The sequence below is a fragment of the uncultured Phocaeicola sp. genome, assembly GCF_948499155.1.
GTDB classification, from domain to species: domain Bacteria; phylum Bacteroidota; class Bacteroidia; order Bacteroidales; family Bacteroidaceae; genus Phocaeicola; species Phocaeicola faecalis.
In genome coordinates this window covers 412,173-431,754 of sequence record NZ_CAOOSE010000001.1, presented here as the reverse complement: position 1 = coordinate 431,754, position 19,582 = coordinate 412,173, and the positions used below count along the sequence as shown (strand labels likewise).

General features: G+C 41.8%; 12 protein-coding genes, 3 tRNA genes and 2 pseudogenes. 8 read left to right on the top strand and 9 right to left on the bottom strand.

Translation table 11 applies throughout. The features are described 5' to 3' along the window. Nucleotides 1-251 precede the first annotated feature (251 nt). Complete coding sequence (locus QYT14_RS01850; protein WP_289307218.1) at nucleotides 252-2,456, top strand: hypothetical protein; 2,205 nt, start codon at nucleotides 252-254, stop codon at nucleotides 2,454-2,456. Nucleotides 2,457-2,883: 427 nt separating this feature from the next. Here QYT14_RS01850 and QYT14_RS01845 read toward each other — a convergent pair. Then, nucleotides 2,884-2,958 (bottom strand) — tRNA-Cys (locus QYT14_RS01845). Between the two features lie 312 nt (nucleotides 2,959-3,270). Further along, nucleotides 3,271-5,742, bottom strand: a complete 2,472-nt coding sequence (feoB, locus tag QYT14_RS01840; protein ID WP_286079320.1) for a ferrous iron transport protein B — start codon at nucleotides 5,740-5,742, stop codon at nucleotides 3,271-3,273. Between the two features lie 173 nt (nucleotides 5,743-5,915). Here feoB and tilS point away from each other — a divergent pair, with 173 nt between their 5' ends. Further along, nucleotides 5,916-7,223 (top strand): tRNA lysidine(34) synthetase TilS, encoded by a 1,308-nt coding sequence (gene tilS, locus QYT14_RS01835; protein WP_286079322.1) that lies wholly within the window; start codon nucleotides 5,916-5,918, stop codon nucleotides 7,221-7,223. A 136-nt stretch (nucleotides 7,224-7,359) separates the two neighbouring features. Here tilS and QYT14_RS01830 read toward each other — a convergent pair whose 3' ends face one another. Then, the gene (locus QYT14_RS01830) at nucleotides 7,360-7,908 is read right to left on the bottom strand and encodes a lipocalin family protein (protein WP_288324175.1); all 549 of its coding nucleotides are present in this window, start codon (nucleotides 7,906-7,908) and stop codon (nucleotides 7,360-7,362) included. 218 nt (nucleotides 7,909-8,126) lie between these two features. Here QYT14_RS01830 and QYT14_RS01825 point away from each other — a divergent pair, with 218 nt between their 5' ends. From QYT14_RS01825 to QYT14_RS01815, 3 genes are all read left to right on the top strand, one after another. Next, entirely contained in the window at nucleotides 8,127-9,221 is a 1,095-nt protein-coding gene (locus tag QYT14_RS01825) for a glycosyltransferase (RefSeq protein ID WP_286079318.1), read from the top strand. A 143-nt stretch (nucleotides 9,222-9,364) separates the two neighbouring features. After that, nucleotides 9,365-9,451, top strand: a tRNA-Ser gene (locus QYT14_RS01820). Nucleotides 9,452-9,742: 291 nt separating this feature from the next. Continuing rightward, a tRNA-Glu gene (locus QYT14_RS01815) sits at nucleotides 9,743-9,815 on the top strand. A 535-nt stretch (nucleotides 9,816-10,350) separates the two neighbouring features. Here QYT14_RS01815 and QYT14_RS01810 read toward each other — a convergent pair. Further along, nucleotides 10,351-11,067 (bottom strand): DUF3845 domain-containing protein, encoded by a 717-nt coding sequence (locus QYT14_RS01810; protein ID WP_237037937.1) that lies wholly within the window; start codon nucleotides 11,065-11,067, stop codon nucleotides 10,351-10,353. Between the two features lie 153 nt (nucleotides 11,068-11,220). Between QYT14_RS01810 and pflB the strand changes: the two genes are divergently transcribed. The 3 genes and pseudogenes from pflB to QYT14_RS01795 all read left to right on the top strand — a co-directional run. Next, complete coding sequence (gene pflB / locus QYT14_RS01805) at nucleotides 11,221-13,449, top strand: formate C-acetyltransferase (RefSeq protein ID WP_237037938.1); 2,229 nt, start codon at nucleotides 11,221-11,223, stop codon at nucleotides 13,447-13,449. A 73-nt stretch (nucleotides 13,450-13,522) separates the two neighbouring features. Beyond that, nucleotides 13,523-14,251, top strand: coding sequence for a pyruvate formate-lyase-activating protein (gene pflA / locus QYT14_RS01800; RefSeq protein ID WP_288324174.1), 729 nt, complete (start codon nucleotides 13,523-13,525; stop codon nucleotides 14,249-14,251). Between the two features lie 16 nt (nucleotides 14,252-14,267). Continuing rightward, nucleotides 14,268-14,447 (top strand): annotated as a pseudogene (locus QYT14_RS01795) (hypothetical protein); the annotation flags it as partial. Between the two features lie 116 nt (nucleotides 14,448-14,563). Here the strand turns inward: QYT14_RS01795 and QYT14_RS01790 are convergent. The 5 genes and pseudogenes from QYT14_RS01790 to QYT14_RS01770 form a co-directional block, all read right to left on the bottom strand. Then, nucleotides 14,564-15,151, bottom strand: a complete 588-nt coding sequence (locus tag QYT14_RS01790) for an LUD domain-containing protein (protein WP_288324173.1) — start codon at nucleotides 15,149-15,151, stop codon at nucleotides 14,564-14,566. A 6-nt stretch (nucleotides 15,152-15,157) separates the two neighbouring features. Next, a pseudogene (locus tag QYT14_RS01785) lies at nucleotides 15,158-16,513 on the bottom strand (lactate utilization protein B). Beyond that, the gene (locus tag QYT14_RS01780; RefSeq protein ID WP_288324172.1) at nucleotides 16,510-17,250 is read right to left on the bottom strand and encodes a (Fe-S)-binding protein; all 741 of its coding nucleotides are present in this window, start codon (nucleotides 17,248-17,250) and stop codon (nucleotides 16,510-16,512) included. Before QYT14_RS01780 ends, QYT14_RS01785 begins: the two are co-directional and overlap by 4 nt. A gap of 254 nt (nucleotides 17,251-17,504) precedes the next feature. Continuing rightward, nucleotides 17,505-18,494 carry a metallophosphoesterase family protein gene (locus QYT14_RS01775; protein ID WP_237037944.1) on the bottom strand — a complete coding sequence of 330 codons (990 nt, stop codon included), beginning with the start codon at nucleotides 18,492-18,494 and terminating at the stop codon, nucleotides 17,505-17,507. 17 nt (nucleotides 18,495-18,511) lie between these two features. After that, a complete protein-coding gene (locus tag QYT14_RS01770) occupies nucleotides 18,512-19,582 on the bottom strand; it encodes a metallophosphoesterase (RefSeq protein WP_288324171.1) in 1,071 nt (356 codons plus the stop codon).

Below are 19,582 nucleotides of genomic sequence, written 5' to 3'. Positions count from 1 at the left end.
AACCTCGCCCCTACGAACGAAACGACAGCATTATCCACGTTTTGACACAACCCCACTTCAATAAAAGGGAAGTTTTGGCACATTTACTTTTTTCTTTATATGCCGTATTTTACATAACAAAGAAGGAATAATTTATGAAATATAGTTTAATCTTATCCGTTTTAGGCGTACTATTTAGCTTAAAGTCATTTGCACAAACCAATATAGATAGTCTGTTAGCCTATTCCTCGAAACAATGGGCAAGTTTTCCTATGGAAATACTTTATCTTCAAACCAGCAAAAGTACTTATGAGACGGGAGAAGACCTATGGTTCAAAGGCTATCAACTGGATGCACAAAGTTTTGCGCTATCGGATAAAAGTAAGACACTCTATTTGCAAATGATAAATCCTGCCGATAGTGTAGTATGGCAAGAGAAGTATCCGATTGAAAACGGTATTGTGTCCGGTCATGTGTACATAGATGAAAAATTGCTTGAAGGCGATTACCTGCTACAAGGCTACACAAAGCATTCTTTCTACAAGAATGATACTACCGGTATTATTCCTGCCCGAAAAGTAAAGATAATGAAGAACATCTCCCATTCTGCAGTGGCAGAAACTCCTCAAGACACCACTTTCCGCTTTAAAATGTTTCCTGAAGGAGGAAATTTGGTTTCCGGCATTCCATCCATATTAGCTTTCAAGGCTACTGATGGCAAAGGAAATCCTGTGTTTGTAGAAGGAGCTGTTTATCAGGATAATGAACCACTAATTGAAGTAAAAAGCATTCATTATGGGATGGGAACTGTCCTATTCACTCCACTTCAAGACAAAACATACAGGATTGAATTGAAGAATGGCAAGAGTTATCCGTTACCTACCATTCACTCACAAGGCATGGTTTTACGACTTATCAAACAGGATAAGAAAGAACTTAACTTTATGGTTTCTCAAAGCAACAGCCTGCCCAACCAACAAATTTATTTAATCGGGCAAATGCGTGGTATGGTTTGCTGTATGGCTAAAGGGGTATTAAAAGATAATCTCAATATCTCTATATCTTTGGACAACTTCCTGTATCAGGGGATAGCGGAGTTTACCCTATTTGACAGTCAGATGCAGCCCATTGCAGAAAGGCTAGTGTATATCCACCCCGAAAAGAAATTACACATTACCGCAGAACCGGATAAGGAACGTTATACCCTTCGAGAAAAAGGAACAATTAAAATCAAAATTACGAATGAAGAAGGAAATCCCGTGAGAGCCAATATCGGCGTCAGCGTGTACGACCAAGCCTACAATAATCCTGCTGATCCGGTGAATATACTGTCTTATTACTATCTATCCTCGCAAATACGTGGTAAGATTTACAATCCTGCCTATTATTTCGATGAAAGGAATAATGGACAAACAGAAGGTATGGAGCTATTGCTACTGACACAAGGTTGGCGGCGGTATGTGTGGAATACAATCAGTTCATTTTATGAAGGACAACCTTTTCTGACCGATGAAATTAACGGTACTCAAACTTTAAAGAAGAACACGAAAGAGAAGCAAAGCCAAAATTCGGAGCAACTTATCAAAGTTTCAGGGCCGACAGGAAACACTCTCTTTGTTTGGGCAGATTCCCTTGGACAGTTTACAGTCAGTACGGATATGATGAAAGGACTCCGGGGTGGATATATCTACCTTAAACCGATGTTGTCGGAAAAGTTTAAACCGGAGTTGGCCATAACGGATTATTTTTCAGTGATTGACAGTCTGAGAAAAAACAGGTCGAATTATTATCCAGTGATGAATTTATTGCCAATTGTCAGGAAACAGGAATTCGACTTTCCAATAGCAAGCCAAGACAGTACCATTCTATTGGAGGAAGTGGTAGTCGTGGGGAAAGGTCGAAAACCATTCCGAGATAAGTTTATGGGACGACTAGACAGTTTGGCACAAAAAGACTTAGGACCATGGGTATGTAAGCACGGCTGGCTAGAGAATTACAAAGAAGGCTATACTCATCATCATGATTCCCGGTATTGCCCTTGTGTAGTAGATGATGGAGAACCAAGAACTGTTCCAATTATTGGGCATAGATATCATATACAGAAGAATGAATATTTTCAATGCAATGCTAAAGGAAGTTGGTGTTTCAAACCCATAGATAGTCAGTGGATTATTTATGAGGGAGCCAACTATTCAGAGGAAGAACTTCTCCGCATGAACAACCTCTGGCGTACCAAAGGCTATTACTCTACTCGTGAATTCTATCAGCCTGATGAAGTAGACCTACAGTTGTCCACTCCCGATGCCCGGAACACCCTGCTTTGGGAACCATCAGTCATTACCGATGAAAAGGGAGAAGCCACCGTTTCGTTCTATTGTTCCGATATCAATACCCGATTCATTGGAGTGGTAGAAGGGGCAGATGGTACTGGTCTATTAGGCACCAGCAAGTTTGAATTCAATGTAATAAGAAAATAGAACAGTAACATGTTGATATGTTTGGTGGATATAATTTTCTCAGAATATTATGCCCACACACTTTTTTGACTTGATTCCTTAGATTTAACATACCCAGAGGGTTTTCGGATTGACCCGGTTTAAACAGATTATCATAATGTAGCAGTAGGATATTATGGATTAACGGGTCAATCCGAAAACCCTGTGGGTGATAAGCATGCCCTCTGAGTTACAATGCTGACGTCCAATCAGGTGTTCGTCTGATGTACTTGATTTATAATACTTTGGAAGGATGTATGTTTTTAGCATTGCAAACTTTAAATGTTTCTCAAATATTATACCCACATACTTTTTGACTTGACCCGGATTAACCCAAACTGAGTTCGGAAAGCCAATTCCCGAAAATAGAAAAAGGATTAGAAATTTCTTTCTAATCCTTTCTTGCTTTTGGAGGTTCCTGGCGGATTCGAACCGCCGTACACGGTTTTGCAGACCGCTGACTAAGCCACTCATCCAAGGAACCCTTTTCCTTTGCAACTGTTGTTTCTCGATTGCGGTTGCAAAGGTACGACTTTTTTTTGAACCTACAACTATTTTGATGTTTTTTTCTTCATTTACCTGCATTTTTTTTGCAATTGTACTTCTGATTAGTGCGAAGGGACTTAATGGAACAGTCCGAACCACACCCTGCACAAGGGTTCTCATTATTTCTTATTTTCCTAAAATACAGGAAGATACGTGCACCAACCCATACCACGCACAAGAAAACAATGACTAAAACTATAATTTGTTGTAATTCCATGCTTTAAAAACAATAAGAATAAAAATGAGTTCACTAAAGAATTAAATTTCCCAGTTGATAAACAACAAAAGCAATACCCCACGCTAAAACCGTAGTATAACCCGCAGCAAATAATGCCCACTTCCAACTGCCTGATTCTTGTTTTATAGCAGCCAAAGTAGCTATACACGGAAAATATATCAGCACAAAAAGCATATAAGCCAAAGCAGCAAGCGGTGTGATAGGAATACGATCAGAAAGATTCACATTCTCCACATCCTCTTCATTCGTATAAAGAACCCCCAATGTGCTAACGACCAGTTCTTTCGCTCCGACTCCCGAAATGAGCCCGATACCAAGCTTCCAATCAAATCCCAAAGGTTCAATTACCGGCTCTACAGCTTTACCTATCTGACCGATATATGAATTTTCCTGCTGTTCCACCACTGTGTCATAAGCATCATGGTGAGGATAATATCCCAAGAACCAGATAATGATAGAAGCAATCATAATAATGCCACCCATTTTCTTCAGGTATTGAGCTCCCTTTTCCCAGGTATGCCGCAAAATACTTTTCGTTGTCGGCATACGATAAGGAGGAAGTTCCATCACAAAAGGTGCATCGTCACCTTTCACCAAAAACTTACTGAAAAGACGTGCCATAAGAACCGCCAATATAATTCCTGTAGCATAAATGCACAACAATACAAAACTGGCTTGATTGGGGAAGAAAGCTCCCACCATTACTAAATAAATAGGCAAACGCGCACTACATGACATTAGCGGATTGACCAGCATCGTAATAAGCCTGCACTTACGGTCTTCGATGGTACGTGATGCCATAATAGCCGGCACATTGCATCCGAATCCCATAATAAGAGGTATAAACGACTTTCCATGCAACCCCATGCGGTGCATTATCTTATCCATAATAAATGCAGCACGTGCCATATATCCGGAATCCTCCATAACGGATATGAAGAAATATAGAATCAGAATATTGGGCAAGAATACAATAACTCCCCCTACTCCACCGATGATGCCGTCTACCAGCATGTCCTTCAGTGGCCCTTCAGCCATATTGTTACGTATCAGGTTTCCCAATTGGTCTACCAACCATTCAATGCCCTGCATGGGGTAATCTCCCAATACAAATGTTCCTTCGAACATAATATAAAGGAAAAGAAAAAAGATAGGATAGCCCCAAATACGATGAGTCACAATGCTATCAATCACACGAGTGGTCTGCTCCTTCTCCATGTGATTGTCTGTAAATGTCTCTTTCAACGCTCCGGTTATGAAACCATACTTGGCATCAGTGATGGCTTGCTCGCTATCTTCATTCATCACGTTATAAATACGCTGCGCTTCTTTGTCACGCAAAGCCAAAATTTCATTTCCATTGGGAAGAGTCTCCACAAAAAGTTCTATATCCTTATCGTTCTCCAACAATTTAATGGCCAGAAAACGAGTAGAATACTTGTGCCGGATTTGCTCGTTGACACTAATCATTTTTTTCACAGCCTGAATACTGCGTTCCAGTTCCGGCCCATGATTGATATGAATATGGCGGAAAAGACCCCGCGGCCTAATATGTTCTTCTTCACTATGACTACCAAATTTATGGTCGGGAACATAAGTTTCATGCCAATCCCGCAAATCCTCCAAAACCTCCGTACGGATTTCCTCCTTCTTTTGAGTCAGAAAATCACTACCCTCGTAAATACCGATAATCACATGAAAAAGTTTATCGATGCCTTCTCCTTTACGACAGACAGTAGGCACCATTGGCACACCAAACAACTGGCTCAGCTTAAGATAATCCAACTTATTGCCACTTGCCTCGAGTTCATCATACATGTTCAGAGCGATAACCATCCGCACATTCATATCGATAAGCTGAGTGGTGAGATAAAAATTACGCTCCAGATTCGAAGCGTCTACCACGTTGATTATTACATCGGGAGTTTCATCAATGATGTGCTTACGTACATATATTTCTTCAGGAGTATAGGCTGACAAAGAATAAGTACCGGGTAAATCTACAATACGGAAATGGTATCCTTGAAAATCAAAAAAACCTTCTTTAGCATCTACAGTGACACCACTATAATTCCCTACATGCTCGTGAGCACCGGATGCAATATTAAACAACGACGTCTTTCCACAATTAGGATTCCCTACCAGTGCCACATTTATGGTTCGTCGTTTTCCTTTGGCCAGTGCCACCATTTCGGCTTCGGGCACTGTTATTTCTTCTGTTATGGAACCATGGTAAGGATTTTGAGTGGTGCGTGCTTCTTGTTCGCTCACCACTTCTATCATCTCGGCTTCTTGCCGGCGAAGAGAAATCTCGTAACCTAATAATCTGTATTTTATAGGGTCTTTCAGGGGGGCATTTAGGATTACTTCCACGGTTTTGCCTTTTATAAAGCCCATCTCTACGATACGCTTACGAAAGCCTCCGTGACCTAACACTTTGACTATTACGCCTTTCTCACCTGTCTTCAATTCAGATAAACGCATGCTCTTTAAAATTTTCTGCAAATATAGTTCATTACTTAGATGTATGCAAGTTGTTTAGACCGTTTTTAAATAAAGAAATCCATTATAAACAAAAACAACAGTATACAGGCTACCAAATGAAAGAAAACAGGCATTCGCTTTCTATAATTTCAGAGAAGCATTATCTTTGTGATATGTTTCATTTGGACGTCAATAGATTTATAGAAGAAAAATCTTTATTTTCTCTGAAAGATAAGATTTTAGTGGCACTAAGCGGCGGCGCTGACTCTGTCGCACTATTACGCGTGCTATTAGCTTTGGGATATACTTGTGAAGCTGCCCATTGCAATTTTCACTTGCGTGGAGAAGAGTCAGACCGAGACGAAAATTTTGTATGCCACTTGTGCAATGAACGAAATGTTTTGTTACACGTTGTACATTTTGACACTCGAACCTATGCTGCAGAGCATCGTATTTCCATCGAAATGGCTGCCCGGGAAATGCGATATGAGTGGTTTGAAAAGTTAAGGCAGGAACGCGGCGCTTCCGTTATTGCTGTAGCCCACCATAGAGATGACAGTGTAGAAACATTTTTATTAAATCTGATTCGGGGAACAGGCATCAACGGGCTGAAAGGAATAGCCCCGCTAAACGGCTATGTTGCTCGTCCGCTACTAAACACGAGCCGACAGGATATTCTGAAATATCTCGAATTCTTAAATCAGGATTACGTGACAGACAGCACGAATCTGCAAGATGAATACATGCGAAACAAAATCCGCCTGAACATTCTTCCAATACTGGGAGAATTGAATCCATCTGTCAGTGAGAGCATTGCAGAGACGGCAAACCGATTGTCCGAGACCTCTCTCATTTACAACAAAGAAATGGCCGAAGCCAAGAATAGAGTTATTGAAAAAAATGATAACAGCCTAAAAGCTATCCATGTCGAGCACCTGTTAGCCGAAGTTGCCCCCGCATCATTACTTTTTGAGATATTGCATCCGCTAGGATTTAATTCTGTACAAATAAAGGATATTTTCCGCAGTTTATCAGGACAGCCGGGAAAAAGATTTCTTTCTCCCGAGTGGGAGGCCGTGCGAGACAGAGAATACCTATTACTTCAAACCAGGACCATAGAAGATACAACCGGCCAAGCGCCACAGCTTTTTATCGAGACACTGCATTTATCCGACAATTTCGTTATTCCTAAAGAAAAAGATGTAGCTTGCCTGGATGCGGACAAGGTAATGAAACCTCTTATTATTCGTAAATGGCAAAAAGGAGACAAATTTGTTCCTTTTGGCATGACAGGGAAAAAGAACATAAGTGATTATCTCACCGACCGCAAATTCTCTTTATTTGAAAAAGAAAATCAATATGTTGTATGTTCTTCAGACGACAAGATTATCTGGCTGATAGGAGAAAGAAGTGACAATCGTTTCAGAATAACAAATACCACCAAGCGGGTGATGATTATTCGCTTAAAGAAAGAGCAATGAACATCCTGCCCAAACACCTAAAGACTCATAAATATTCTATTTAAGTGCAGATTATACAGAACATACGGTTTTTAATTTATCACAATGTCTGTGTAATCCGCACCCGGGAATTCCATCGGAATACAATGACTATAAATTATTCCTGAACTCTGTGGTAACGCATTATCATTCCCCCATTATCCAAAATCAATGAATCTTTATCAAGTTTCAAAACACTCATCGTATCAGTAGAAGCAATCGTCTGACCATTACCTATACTTTCGATACCCATAATCACTTTATCTCCTTCACGTTTCCAACTCTTATACACTAGTGTCGCAGAATTAATTGAGGCGGCTTTTCCATCTGCACCCAACAAAAAGCCATCTTCTCCATCCATACCATTAATAGGCTTAGTCCATGCACCAACCATCAAATCTGCAACAACAGGTTTTACCTGCCAACTTTCTGCTACGTTAATACCATCCATCACCTTATAATCAACAATCAACGTATCATTCAACGCAAAGCTTTCTCCCGTATAACCGGCATCTTTCGCATCCAACGTACTTACAAAAACGGTATCATTATCTGCCGTAACCACAGTCACTCCATTCATGGTGGCATCACAAACGATACCGCTTACAGATTTTGTCCCAGTTTGATTACATGAGGTCATTAACCCCATCATGGTCAATATTACCACAAAAATCTTCTTCATTTTATTATTTTTTTATCATAAAACCGTTAATAGTCACTCGTATTCGCCGTAAAGATATGAACTATTTCCACAAAAGGCGAATAACATAAGCAATCTTTTCATTTTACAAGAACTAAAAGTCTTATACTTTTGTTTATAAAAGAAGCGATTGAATAAGATAAGCCACCGGATAATATACACAAACTGATAAAAATGACGGCTGTATGAAGATATTATTAATAGGAGAATACTATACTGTACATTGGACGCTGGCACAAGCCTTAAGAGACTTGGGCCACAACGTAAATGTATTGTCGAACGATAACCTATGGCCTAGCACGACCGATTATCTTTCAATAATGAATAATCCCACTCAAGGGGGAATATTCAAATACACATTCAATTTACTCAAAATACTTCCCCAACTCAGAGGTTACGATGTGGTTCAACTTATCAACCCATATTTTCTTGAACTAAAAGCAGAATTACTTTTATATATATACCAATACCTCAAGAAATATAATAAAAAGATTTTTTTAGGCGGATTTGGAAATGACTATTATTGGACAGTCAACAGCCTAAGCAATGCCTCCATGCGTTATTCAGAGTATTATGTAAACGGAAAATACCGTGATACAATTGACAACAGAATGAATATTCTGAATTGGATGCATGGCTACAAAGGTAAGTTGAACCGTATCATTGCAAATAATTGCAACGGAATCATTACCGGTATGTATGAATCGTATATTTCCTATAAAGAGGAGTTTCTCAATAAAACCATTTATATCCCCTACCCCATCCAGCCGGTTCTTCACCCGCAATCTCCGACCGAAAACTTAGATAAGATTAAATTCTATATCACAATGGTTCACCACCATGAAGAGCTAAAGGGAAAAGACAAACTCTACAGTGCCTTATACCGGCTGCAATATAAATACTCTTCTGAATGCGAAATCGTCAAAACCACTTCCACACTTCATGAAGAATACGACAGTCTAATGGATGGTTGTGATGTTATGCTCGACCAATTATACTCTTATTCTCCCGGCCATAGTGCATTGACAGCCATGAGCAAGGGTATCGTAGTGGTAAGCGGCGCTGAAGAAGAACACTATAAACTTTTAGGAGAACCGGAGCTTCGACCTATCATCAATGTTCGCCCTGAGAATAATGATATATATGAGAAACTAGAGCATTTATTAGAAAATAAAAAACAAATAGCACAATTATCTGCAGATAGTGTACGCTACATCAAGAAGCATCATGCCCCTATAAAGGTAGCCATGCAATGTTTAGAGTTTTGGGAGAAAAAATAATTCCAAATGTTAAATGCTCACTATCAATGCTTTATTATACTCACGGAAAAATATATCTAAAAAAAAGCGCAAAAGGTTTGCACATCTCGATTTATCCGCTTATCTTTGCACCGCGTTTGAGAGATAACGCCTCTGAAAAGGAAGGAAGTTTGGGTGAGTGGCTGAAACCACCAGTTTGCTAAACTGACGTACGGGTAACCGTACCGGGGGTTCGAATCCCCCAGCTTCCGCAGAAAAACGTCCACTAAACATTGTTTGGTGGACGTTTTCTTTTCTCCTTTAAGGCATTATAATTAAGTATATCAGGCGACCACTTGATTTGGTACCAACATTGCAACTCATGGTTCACGCTTATCACCCACAGAATTTTCGAATTGCTCCGTTTAAACTGCTCCAAAATGGAGTAGTTAAGACTCATTTAAAGAATCAGAAACAAAAAAAGCTATTTTTATTTTGTAGTTTCAAAACAATCTTCTAAATTTGCACCGTCTTAAAGAAAAAGATAATAGGTCTGAAAAAATGGCGGTATCGTCTAGTGGCCTAGGACGCGGCCCTCTCACGGCTGAAACTCGGGTTCGAGTCCCGGTTCCGCTACTAAAGAAGCTAATTAGTTAATAAAAACTAGTTAGCTTCATTTTTTTACCGAAGTTAAAATCGGACAGGATGGGACAACGATTGACACCCGCATATCTGAGAAATTAGCCCATATTCGCTCTCGTTTTGCCGCAAAACGAACCAGTCCTCGTCAATCATCTAAGTAATGATTATCCTTATAGAGCAAATGCACAGCGTGAGACTACTTATTGCGATTGCTTAACCACCACCGTGGTTAAGTCTGCTCACGGTGGTGGTTAAAGTTAGTCACAGTGGTGGTTAGAGTTAACCACGGCCGTGGTTAATATACATTTTACTTTCATAAACAAAAGAAGAAAAGGATGCATAAACATATTCATAGAGTCCCTGTGTGAAAGCGGCCTTCACACCAAAACACCGATGAACAAAGCTTTCTAATAGGCGCAATGCGTGAAAGCAACTTTTTATCAACTTTCTTTGGGGTAAAACAAGCAAAGTCATTCACATGGAAAATCCACTGACACGGCTTCCGTTCCGGATGCTTACTCTTCAAGGCTCAATTAACCTCGTATATCTCGAAGAATGACTCCTTGTCGATGCGCAAAGAAACTTTCTCCGACTCCTTCTGTCCAATAAGATTCACAAAGATATTGAAATACAATTCGCTGAAGGACAAATTCCAACGATCGTATTGCACATCAAAGGTATACAAACGCTCGGCTGTATTCAAATCAGCAAAAGCCTCATTACTTTTACACAAAAACACGTCATCCGAAACAGCAGGAGGATAAGGAAGAAAAGACGTGGAAAGCATCATATAAATATAGTCTGTATACCAATGCTCCGTGTAATACCTAAACTCGCCTTTCAATCTGAATCTTACCCTGTACTTCTTATCCTGACTACCATCCGTAAAGATAGGACGGTGATATTCTTCGGGAAAATTACCATCATAATAAGAATTACTCATTCCCATCTCCGAGTTGCCTTTTCCCCTAAAACCATCTACGGTAACATCCGATACGGTATTCTTCGGGTCGAACTTAAAGGTCAGTTTACCAATTGTCTTGTCATAAGGATACATGGCAAGTGTATCCAGCACATACGATTCTAAATTATGACTCTCCGCAATCAGCATCGCATTGCCGGTAGGTTCTTCGCTACCACCTTTAATTATATCAACATTATCTAACGGATAATAGATGGAATCTTCCTCTTCGTTACAACTGCAAAAAGACAATGCACACAACAAAAATACAATGAACTTATTCATGATTTATTATTTTAATATGGCAAATATACTAAAAATACATCACTTCATACTTAAAAATCCACAAGTTCATGCATTATACCTATTAATAGTGATGTTTACTTCACAAAAAAGTACTACCTTTGCAGCCCTAAATCTTTTAATGGATATAACAGTATGGAAATGAACAAAGTTTTTAAGGATGGATTGTGGAGTAAGGAAATCAACGTTTCGGACTTCGTACATACCAACATTACCCCTTACGAGGGCGATGCCTCATTTTTGGCTGGCCCTACAGAGAGAACAAAGAAAGTGTGGAACGAGTGTCTTAAAGCATTGGAAGAAGAGCGTGCCAACAATGGTGTCCGTTCTCTTGACAATGTGACAGTTTCTACCATCACTTCTCATAAAGCAGGATATATAGACCGTGAAAATGAACTGATTGTCGGACTTCAAACTGATGAACTGCTGCGCCGTGCCATCAAACCCTTCGGTGGTATCAAAGTAGTAGAGAAGGCCTGTCGTGAAAACGGTGTGGAAGTAGATGAGAAGGTGAAAGATATCTTCTATCATTACCGCAAGACTCACAACGACGGTGTATTCGATGCATATACTGAAGAAATCCGTTCGTTCCGTTCACTCGGCTTCTTGACCGGGCTGCCTGACAACTACGCACGTGGACGTATCATCGGTGACTATCGCCGTTTGGCTCTTTATGGCATTGACCGCCTGATTGAAGCCAAGCAAGAAGACCTGCACAATATCGGCAGTCCGATGACTGACGCCCGTATCCGCCTGCGCGAAGAAGTGGCAGAGCAAATCAAAGCGCTGAAGGAAATCAAAATAATGGGAGAATATTACGGACTGGATTTGAGCCGTCCCGCAACAAACGCACAAGAAGCTGTCCAGTGGGTATATATGGCGTATCTGGCTGCTGTAAAAGAGCAAGATGGCGCAGCTATGTCATTGGGTAACGTATCCTCATTCCTCGATATCTACATTCAATATGATCTTGACAAAGGCAATATCGACGAGACTTATGCACAGGAACTGATTGACCAATTCGTCATCAAACTGCGCATGGTGCGTCATTTGCGTATGCAATCATATAATGATATCTTTGCCGGAGACCCGACATGGGTGACCGAATCCATCGGTGGACGTTTCAATGACGGACGTACTAAAGTTACCAAGACTTCTTTCCGTTTCTTACAGACATTATATAATCTCGGCCCTTCTCCCGAACCTAACATGACCGTTCTGTGGAGTCCCGAATTGCCGGAAGGATTCAAAGAATTCTGTGCACAGGTTTCCATTGATACTTCTTCCATCCAGTATGAGAACGATACACTGATGCGCGAAGTCCGCAATTGTGATGATTATGGTATCGCCTGCTGTGTGTCTTACCAAGCTATCGGCAAGCAGATTCAATTCTTCGGTGCGCGTTGCAACTTAGCCAAGGCACTGTTGCTGGCCATCAACGGAGGACGTTGTGAGAACACCGGTACAGTCATGGTAAAAGACATTCCTGTCCTGACAGGAGATTTGCTGAACTTTGAAGAAGTATGGTCTAACTACAAGAAAGTGTTGATGCAAGTTGCACGTGTGTATAATGATGCCATGAACATCATCCATTATATGCATGACAAGTATTACTACGAGAAAGCTCAAATGGCGTTTATCGATACCGACCCGCGCATTAATCTGGCATACGGTGTAGCCGGTTTGTCTATTGCCATCGACTCACTGTCGGCCATCAAGTACGGCCGTGTACATGCCAAACGCAATGATATCGGTCTGACCGAAGGTTTTGAGATTGAAGGTGAATTCCCATGCTTCGGTAACGATGACGACCGCGTAGACCACTTAGGCGTAGACTTGGTTTACTTCTTCAGTGAAGAATTGAAGAAACATCCGGTGTACAAGAACGCCCGTCCTACCTTGTCATTGTTGACTATCACGTCCAATGTGATGTATGGCAAGAAAACCGGCGCCACTCCCGACGGACGTGCCAAAGGTGTTGCCTTCGCTCCGGGTGCCAACCCCATGCACGGACGTGACAAGAATGGTGCCATTGCCTCTCTGAGCTCTGTAGCAAAACTCCGCTACCGCGATGCTCAGGATGGTATCAGCAACACATTCTCTATCGTTCCGAAGTCACTCGGGGTAGATATGGAAACCCGCATTGAGAACCTGGTGACCATGATGGACGGTTATTTCACCAAAGGTGCACATCACCTGAATGTAAACGTTCTGAACCGCGAAATGCTGGAAGATGCAATGGAGCATCCCGAAAAGTATCCGCAACTTACAATCCGTGTGTCAGGCTATGCTGTCAATTTTATCAAACTGAGCCGTGAACACCAGTTGGAAGTTATCAGCCGTTCTTTCCACGAAAGAATGTAACATCCATATTATAATACATTTATCCTAGGGGCGGGCTTTAAACCTGCCCCTATAAGCTTAAAGACAAACCATTATGATTAGAGTACATTCCTATGAGTCAATGGGCACATTTGACGGCCCCGGTTTGCGTTTAGTCGTTTTCCTGCAAGGATGCAACTTCCGTTGCCTGTATTGTGCCAATCCCGATACCATAGATGTAAAAGATGAAAGTACTGAAACACCGGCAGAAAAAATTGTCCGTATGGCTGTCAGTCAAAAAGCATTCTTCGGGAAAAAAGGCGGAATCACCTTTAGCGGTGGCGAACCGACCTTGCAGGCAAAAGCACTGATTCCCCTCTTCAGGCAATTAAAGGAGCAAGGCATTCACATTTGCGTGGATACTAACGGAAGCATTTGGAACGAAGATGTGGAAGAACTGCTGAAATTGACAGATTTGGTATTGCTGGATATAAAAGAATTCAATCATACCCGCCATTTGCAGCTGACAGAACGCAGCAACGAGCAGACTCTACGCACCGCTCAATGGCTGGAACAGAGTGGAAAACCATTTTGGCTACGCTATGTACTAGTACCCGGATACAGTGCTTTCGAGGAAGATATCCGTGCATTGGGCAACCATCTTAAAGATTACCGAATGATTCAAAGAGTCGAGATATTGCCCTATCACACTCTAGGGGTACATAAATATGAAGCTATGGGGAAAGAGTACCTGCTCAAGGGGGTAAAAGAGAATACTCCCCAACAGTTGGATACAGCCAAAGCTTTATTTGAAGAGTATTTCAAAACAGTATATCTAAACTAAGCCCTGATAAAACAATAAGCGCATCGGCTTCATGTTCGAATTGGGCGTACAGTTCCACGGTACTCCTAAAGTTTATGCAGACAATGCCGATCTCACCGCCATTAATGCAGTGGCAGACAATGAATTCTCGGATATTATCGACAAACTGACTGTATATCCGGTACTTAAATTCCGTTTGAGTGGAAGAATCTTCTAAAAGCTGAAGAATCTATTTATCCATAAAAGAGGTGCACCTGAAGTTATCGGCTTTTCAAGCAAACTTTCGGTGCACCTCTTCCTTTATTCCATACTCTTTCCCCACAGTATCCAATCTTATTTGATTATCACCATCACATCTCGTGCACCGTGAGCTCCCATGACCAGTGCCTGCTCAATATCAGCGGTCTTCGACGGACCGGATATATAAGTGCCAAAACCATATTCTCCGGTATGTATGCACTTATATGCTTCGTGCATATTATTCACAATTCTCCCTTTATCAAGCAGAATCACCAGCTTCTCAGCAATGAAATAAACAGCACGTTGCTTGACATCCTGTTCTATCCAAACGGCACCATTCTCCGCCACCCCAATCTTTCCGTCCACAATCGCCAAATCCGTGCCGTTCAGTTCGGCAGGGTCTTCCATATTATCAGGATTGAAAGTAGCACATGTAATACCATCCAGATTGGAAGCAATACGTTTGGCATCGGGATAAGACTTCCTAATCAGTTCGTTTATATCCTGTCCTTCCTCTAAAAAAACAGCCTCTCCCCCCACCTGTTTCATTATAAAATAAAACTGCTCTACCACATTAGGATAAGTCAATGCATGCTCTTCCAATGGCTTCAGATTAGGCTTCTCATATTTCACATGTGTAGCACGACGGATGCTCTGCAATATATCTTCTCTACTACTCATAATATTCTATTTTACTTTACCTTTCTTCCACATCTCGTTAAAATTCTCCTTGGCGAATTTAGGCAAGTCACGTCCCTTTCCCCAAGTCACCCCCATCATTCTAAGCATTTCGCCACCGGCCGGAGCCAAATCCATTGCCGTATTGAAAGCCCAAGGACGGTTCATTGCAAACTCCATGCCACCGGACATCATCTTTTTCATGGTATCCGCTTTACCCAACTTATCCAAATCCTGACGCCACAGATATATCTGTTCTGCCAAATCCACCTTTACGGGGCAAACATCCGAACAAGAATAACAAAGCGAACAAGCCGATACGTTATCATAATAATGCAATGGAGCCTTCAGCATACCTAGATTAATGCCAATAGGACCCGGAATAAAATAAGTATAAGAATAACCACCACTGCGGCGATACACCGGACAAGTATTCATGCAGGCACCGCAACGAATACAATTCAATGTCTTTATATGCTTCTGATCAGCCAATATTTTACTACGGCCATTATCTACTATAATAATATGGAATTCCCCTCCTTCACGCGGTTTGCGGAAATGAGAAGTATAGGTGGTGACAGGCTGTCCGGTGGCCGAACGCGCCAACAGACGTGTAAACACCGCAAGCGATTCGCGGTCAGGCACAATCTTCTCCATGCCAAAAGCGGCTATCTGCAACTTAGGTTGCGATACCCCCATATCAGCATTTCCTTCATTGGTGCAAACGACTATCTCACCGGTAGAAGCTACCGCAAAGTTGGCTCCGGTCATGGCAGCTTCAGCATGAAGAAACTTTTCACGCAGATTCTTACGAGCGGCATGGGTCAGATAAGTAGGATCAGAATTTCCCTTCTCTGTTCCCAATTCTTTCTCAAACAATTCCCCCACCTGCTCACGCTTTATGTGAATGGCCGGCAGCACGATATGGCTTGGCTTGAGATGCATCAGCTGCAAGATACGCTCACCCAAATCACTTTCCACCACTTCAATGCCTTTACGCTCAAGAAACGGATTTAACTCACATTCCTCTGCCAGCATCGATTTGCTTTTTATAAAATGCTTCACACCGTGTTGGTGCAAAATATTGTATACAATATTACAATATTCGTCGGCATCCTTCGCTCAATATACATGAGCGCCATTGGCACGGGCATTCGTTTCAAACTCTACCAGCAATTCATCTAAATGACTGTTGCTATATAGCTTGGTTTCACATGCCATTTCGCGCAATTCCTCCCACTCGGGCACCTCCTTGCTCTGTTTGTCACGCTTAGCCCTTACCAACCAAAGGGTTTCGTCATACCACGCAGCCTGCTCCTTATTTTCCAGAAACCCGGCTGCTGCTTTTGCATGTTTCGTACTCATAATCCTGCTGCTAATATTTCAACAATATGTAATGTCTTTATCGGAAGTTTCTCTCGGTCAATGATTCCATTCTGATGCATCAGGCAGGAACTGTCGGCCCCCACGATATATTCGGCACCTGTTGCCATGTGACGATGCACTTTGTCATGCCCCATCTGAACAGATACAGCTGTCTCCTCCACAGAAAACATTCCACCGAAACCACAACATTCATCGGGGCGCTCGGGCTCCATAATCTCTATACCTTCTACCAGTGAAAGTAAGTCGCGCAGTTTATTAAAGTAAGGGATATTGAGTTCACTCGGTGAAGAAAGCCCCATTAAGCGCACTCCGTGGCAACTGTTTTGAAGAGAAACTTTATGTGGAAACTTAGCTTGCAGTGAAGTGGGTTTTATGACATCGTGGATAAACTCGCACAAATCATATATCTTCTCTTCACTGGCGCAATGATGTTCTTCCGCCTTCAACAAACGTCCGTAATTATCGCGCACAAAGACTACACAACTGGCCGACGGGCCTACTATGTAATCATAATCTTTAAACTTTTCGTCAAAATGGCGAGCCATTTCCACAGACTCGCCCTCAAAGCCGGCATTTGCCATTGGCTGGCCGCAGCAAGTCTGATTTAGCGGATAATCCACGTCTACCCCCAAACTTTTCAGGAGTTTATACGAAGCTACCCCCACCTGCGGATAAACCGCATTAATATAACAGGGAATAAATAAACCTACTTTCATTGTTATCAGTTAATATGTGTCCTATAAGGATAACAAATTTAGAAGAAAATTGTTAAGGAGGCAATCGGTTTTCTTTTTTATATTCCTATCCTTTGTCGTGTGGAACGCTATCCGCATCGAGAAACACCACCCTGTTTATAAAAACAAAAACAGAATGAACAAGCCCAATCACGAGCCTATCCATTCTGTTTTACCGATAGTTACCTTTCTACAAAGAAGCGGTAAATATCATGGAACAATTACACATGATAATATCATTTTCTCGGTTTCAAGAAACTTTCCGGGAATTTCACCTCCTGTTCGATATGATTATCTTTCAGACGAATCCACGAACGGAAGCCTTTTTCTCCTTCTGTCAATTCAATGACACGTGCACCATTAGGCAAATTATTATATACGGTATCACCACCCGTATAACGTCCGTACGCCAACAATACACCATGCCACATCACGGCATAATCATCATCATGGTCGTGTCCCACAAAAACTCCTTCCACATCACCCATCTCCTTCATTGCCGTGAAAAGGCCTGAATTGAGACGAGGTGCGCAGGCTCTTTCTTTACGAACACCAAACAACACGGCTGTTTCATCCGATGCAGCCTGGTTGTATTCGGGCAAAGCAATATGGAAGAAAGCCAATGACGGAACAGGATTGCCACCATTTGCTTTTGTATATTTCCGGCTGTTTTCACGATACCACTGAATTTGGTCGAAGTCTATATAATCATATCCGCCTATCCCCTTTATCTGTGAGTAAGAATGCGAATCAAATACATAAAGAATCTCAGCATCCTTACTTCCGTCTGACGATTTTAAAGGAAGGATAAAATTGGTCACTCCCGAAATACCTTCGGTTGTAGCAGTCAGATTGTGAGGAATACTTTGAATGATTTTAAACAGCTCTTCACGGGTCAAACCTTGTTCATTATCATGATTACCAAACGTAACCGCAAAGGGAATCTCACGTTTGGAAACCAAATTCAATACCGTACGCATTCCTTCTTCGGCAGGCTTTCCATAAATCACATCACCCGTAAAAATCACCAAATCAGGTTTTTCTGCATCAAGCACTTCATTAATCCGTTCGATAGAGACCTCAGAACGAGGATCATTATAGATGTAGTGTACATCTGTGAACTGCACGATTTTGAACTTCCCATTGGCATTGAACTTCAATGTCTGGGCATTGCCGGCACATACAAGTCCCAGCAGCAAGCATAAGGTTAGAAATAGTTTTTTCATGGTTTTTATTTTAATGTTTACTCAATAGTTATCTTGAATTGGTCATAGGGGGCCGTCCGCCACGCCTTATCGAAAGTAGCAGGCGACAAGGCAAACAAGGGTGAGAAAGTGCGCACCGAAATCGTTTTCCCATCCGGCAGGAATTCCATCAGCCGCAACCAGCAATCGCCTCCGTTGCCATGCCATTGTCCATCGGCAGTCTGGGCATTAAACATCATCTGGGGAATCTGTTTCCCCAATTTATTCCTGTCCGTGCGGAAAGACACCTGTCCTTCATAGTCCACAATCTCACATTCGTGACCACATATCACCATACAGATATTCTGAGAAGGATAAACCAGTTTGTCCCAAATAGCTTGTCCATAATTAGCCGGAGAGACCTTATAATCTTCCTTGACATGACGCACCGCCTCAGGCGACATATAAGAATGGGTAAGCAAAATAACTTTATGATTTTTATATTGGGGCTTCTCGATCAGTTGGCGGGCCCACTCTATTGCTTCATCACGTGGCGCAAACTCCAGTGAAACGACCAGCAACTTTCCCCATGTGCCCGTTTCAAATTCATAAGCAGCATTTTCCAAGGTCGGTATTCCTTGATAGTTACGTCCTACGGACACCAAAGATTCGCGCCAACAGGCATTACGCTCGGACGGAAAGTAATCGGGGAAATGACACAAACGGTTTTCCGCTTTCTCATAACCATAGTCATGATTGCCTGTACAAATCACATAAGGAACTTTACCGTCCAAACGCTCAAAGGCACGTGAGGCCGCCTTCCACTGTTCTTCACTCGTCTGATTTCCGTTCACTCCGTCGGGGATACGGATTTCATTTTGCTCCACCAAGTCACCGGTGCAAAGCACTCCTTTGATGTTCAACGACTTCAAGCTATTGGCAATCCATGCTGTCTGCAGCTCAAAGAGAGGTTGATTGGCATCGAACTTCACATAGCTCTGAGGATCGGGAACCAATATCATGGAAAACGAACGTTCATCACTCAATTTCGGGCGCAAGGGATAAACTTGCGCCGAAATTAATTGGGAAAGGCATAATAATGTGCCAAGCAGAATAGAGTGTTTTTTCAT

Coding starts and splice junctions, on each gene's coding strand:
- QYT14_RS01850 (WP_289307218.1), top strand. CDS start 252: ATGGAAATACTTTATCTTCAAACCAGCAAAAGTACTTATGAGACGGGA.
- feoB (WP_286079320.1), bottom strand. CDS start 5,742: ATGCGTTTATCTGAATTGAAGACAGGTGAGAAAGGCGTAATAGTCAAA.
- tilS (WP_286079322.1), top strand. CDS start 5,916: ATGTTTCATTTGGACGTCAATAGATTTATAGAAGAAAAATCTTTATTT.
- QYT14_RS01825 (WP_286079318.1), top strand. CDS start 8,127: ATGAAGATATTATTAATAGGAGAATACTATACTGTACATTGGACGCTG.
- QYT14_RS01810 (WP_237037937.1), bottom strand. CDS start 11,067: ATGAATAAGTTCATTGTATTTTTGTTGTGTGCATTGTCTTTTTGCAGT.
- pflB (WP_237037938.1), top strand. CDS start 11,221: ATGGAAATGAACAAAGTTTTTAAGGATGGATTGTGGAGTAAGGAAATC.
- pflA (WP_288324174.1), top strand. CDS start 13,523: ATGATTAGAGTACATTCCTATGAGTCAATGGGCACATTTGACGGCCCC.
- QYT14_RS01790 (WP_288324173.1), bottom strand. CDS start 15,151: ATGAGTAGTAGAGAAGATATATTGCAGAGCATCCGTCGTGCTACACAT.
- QYT14_RS01780 (WP_288324172.1), bottom strand. CDS start 17,250: ATGAAAGTAGGTTTATTTATTCCCTGTTATATTAATGCGGTTTATCCG.
- QYT14_RS01775 (WP_237037944.1), bottom strand. CDS start 18,494: ATGAAAAAACTATTTCTAACCTTATGCTTGCTGCTGGGACTTGTATGT.
- QYT14_RS01770 (WP_288324171.1), bottom strand. CDS start 19,582: ATGAAAAAACACTCTATTCTGCTTGGCACATTATTATGCCTTTCCCAA.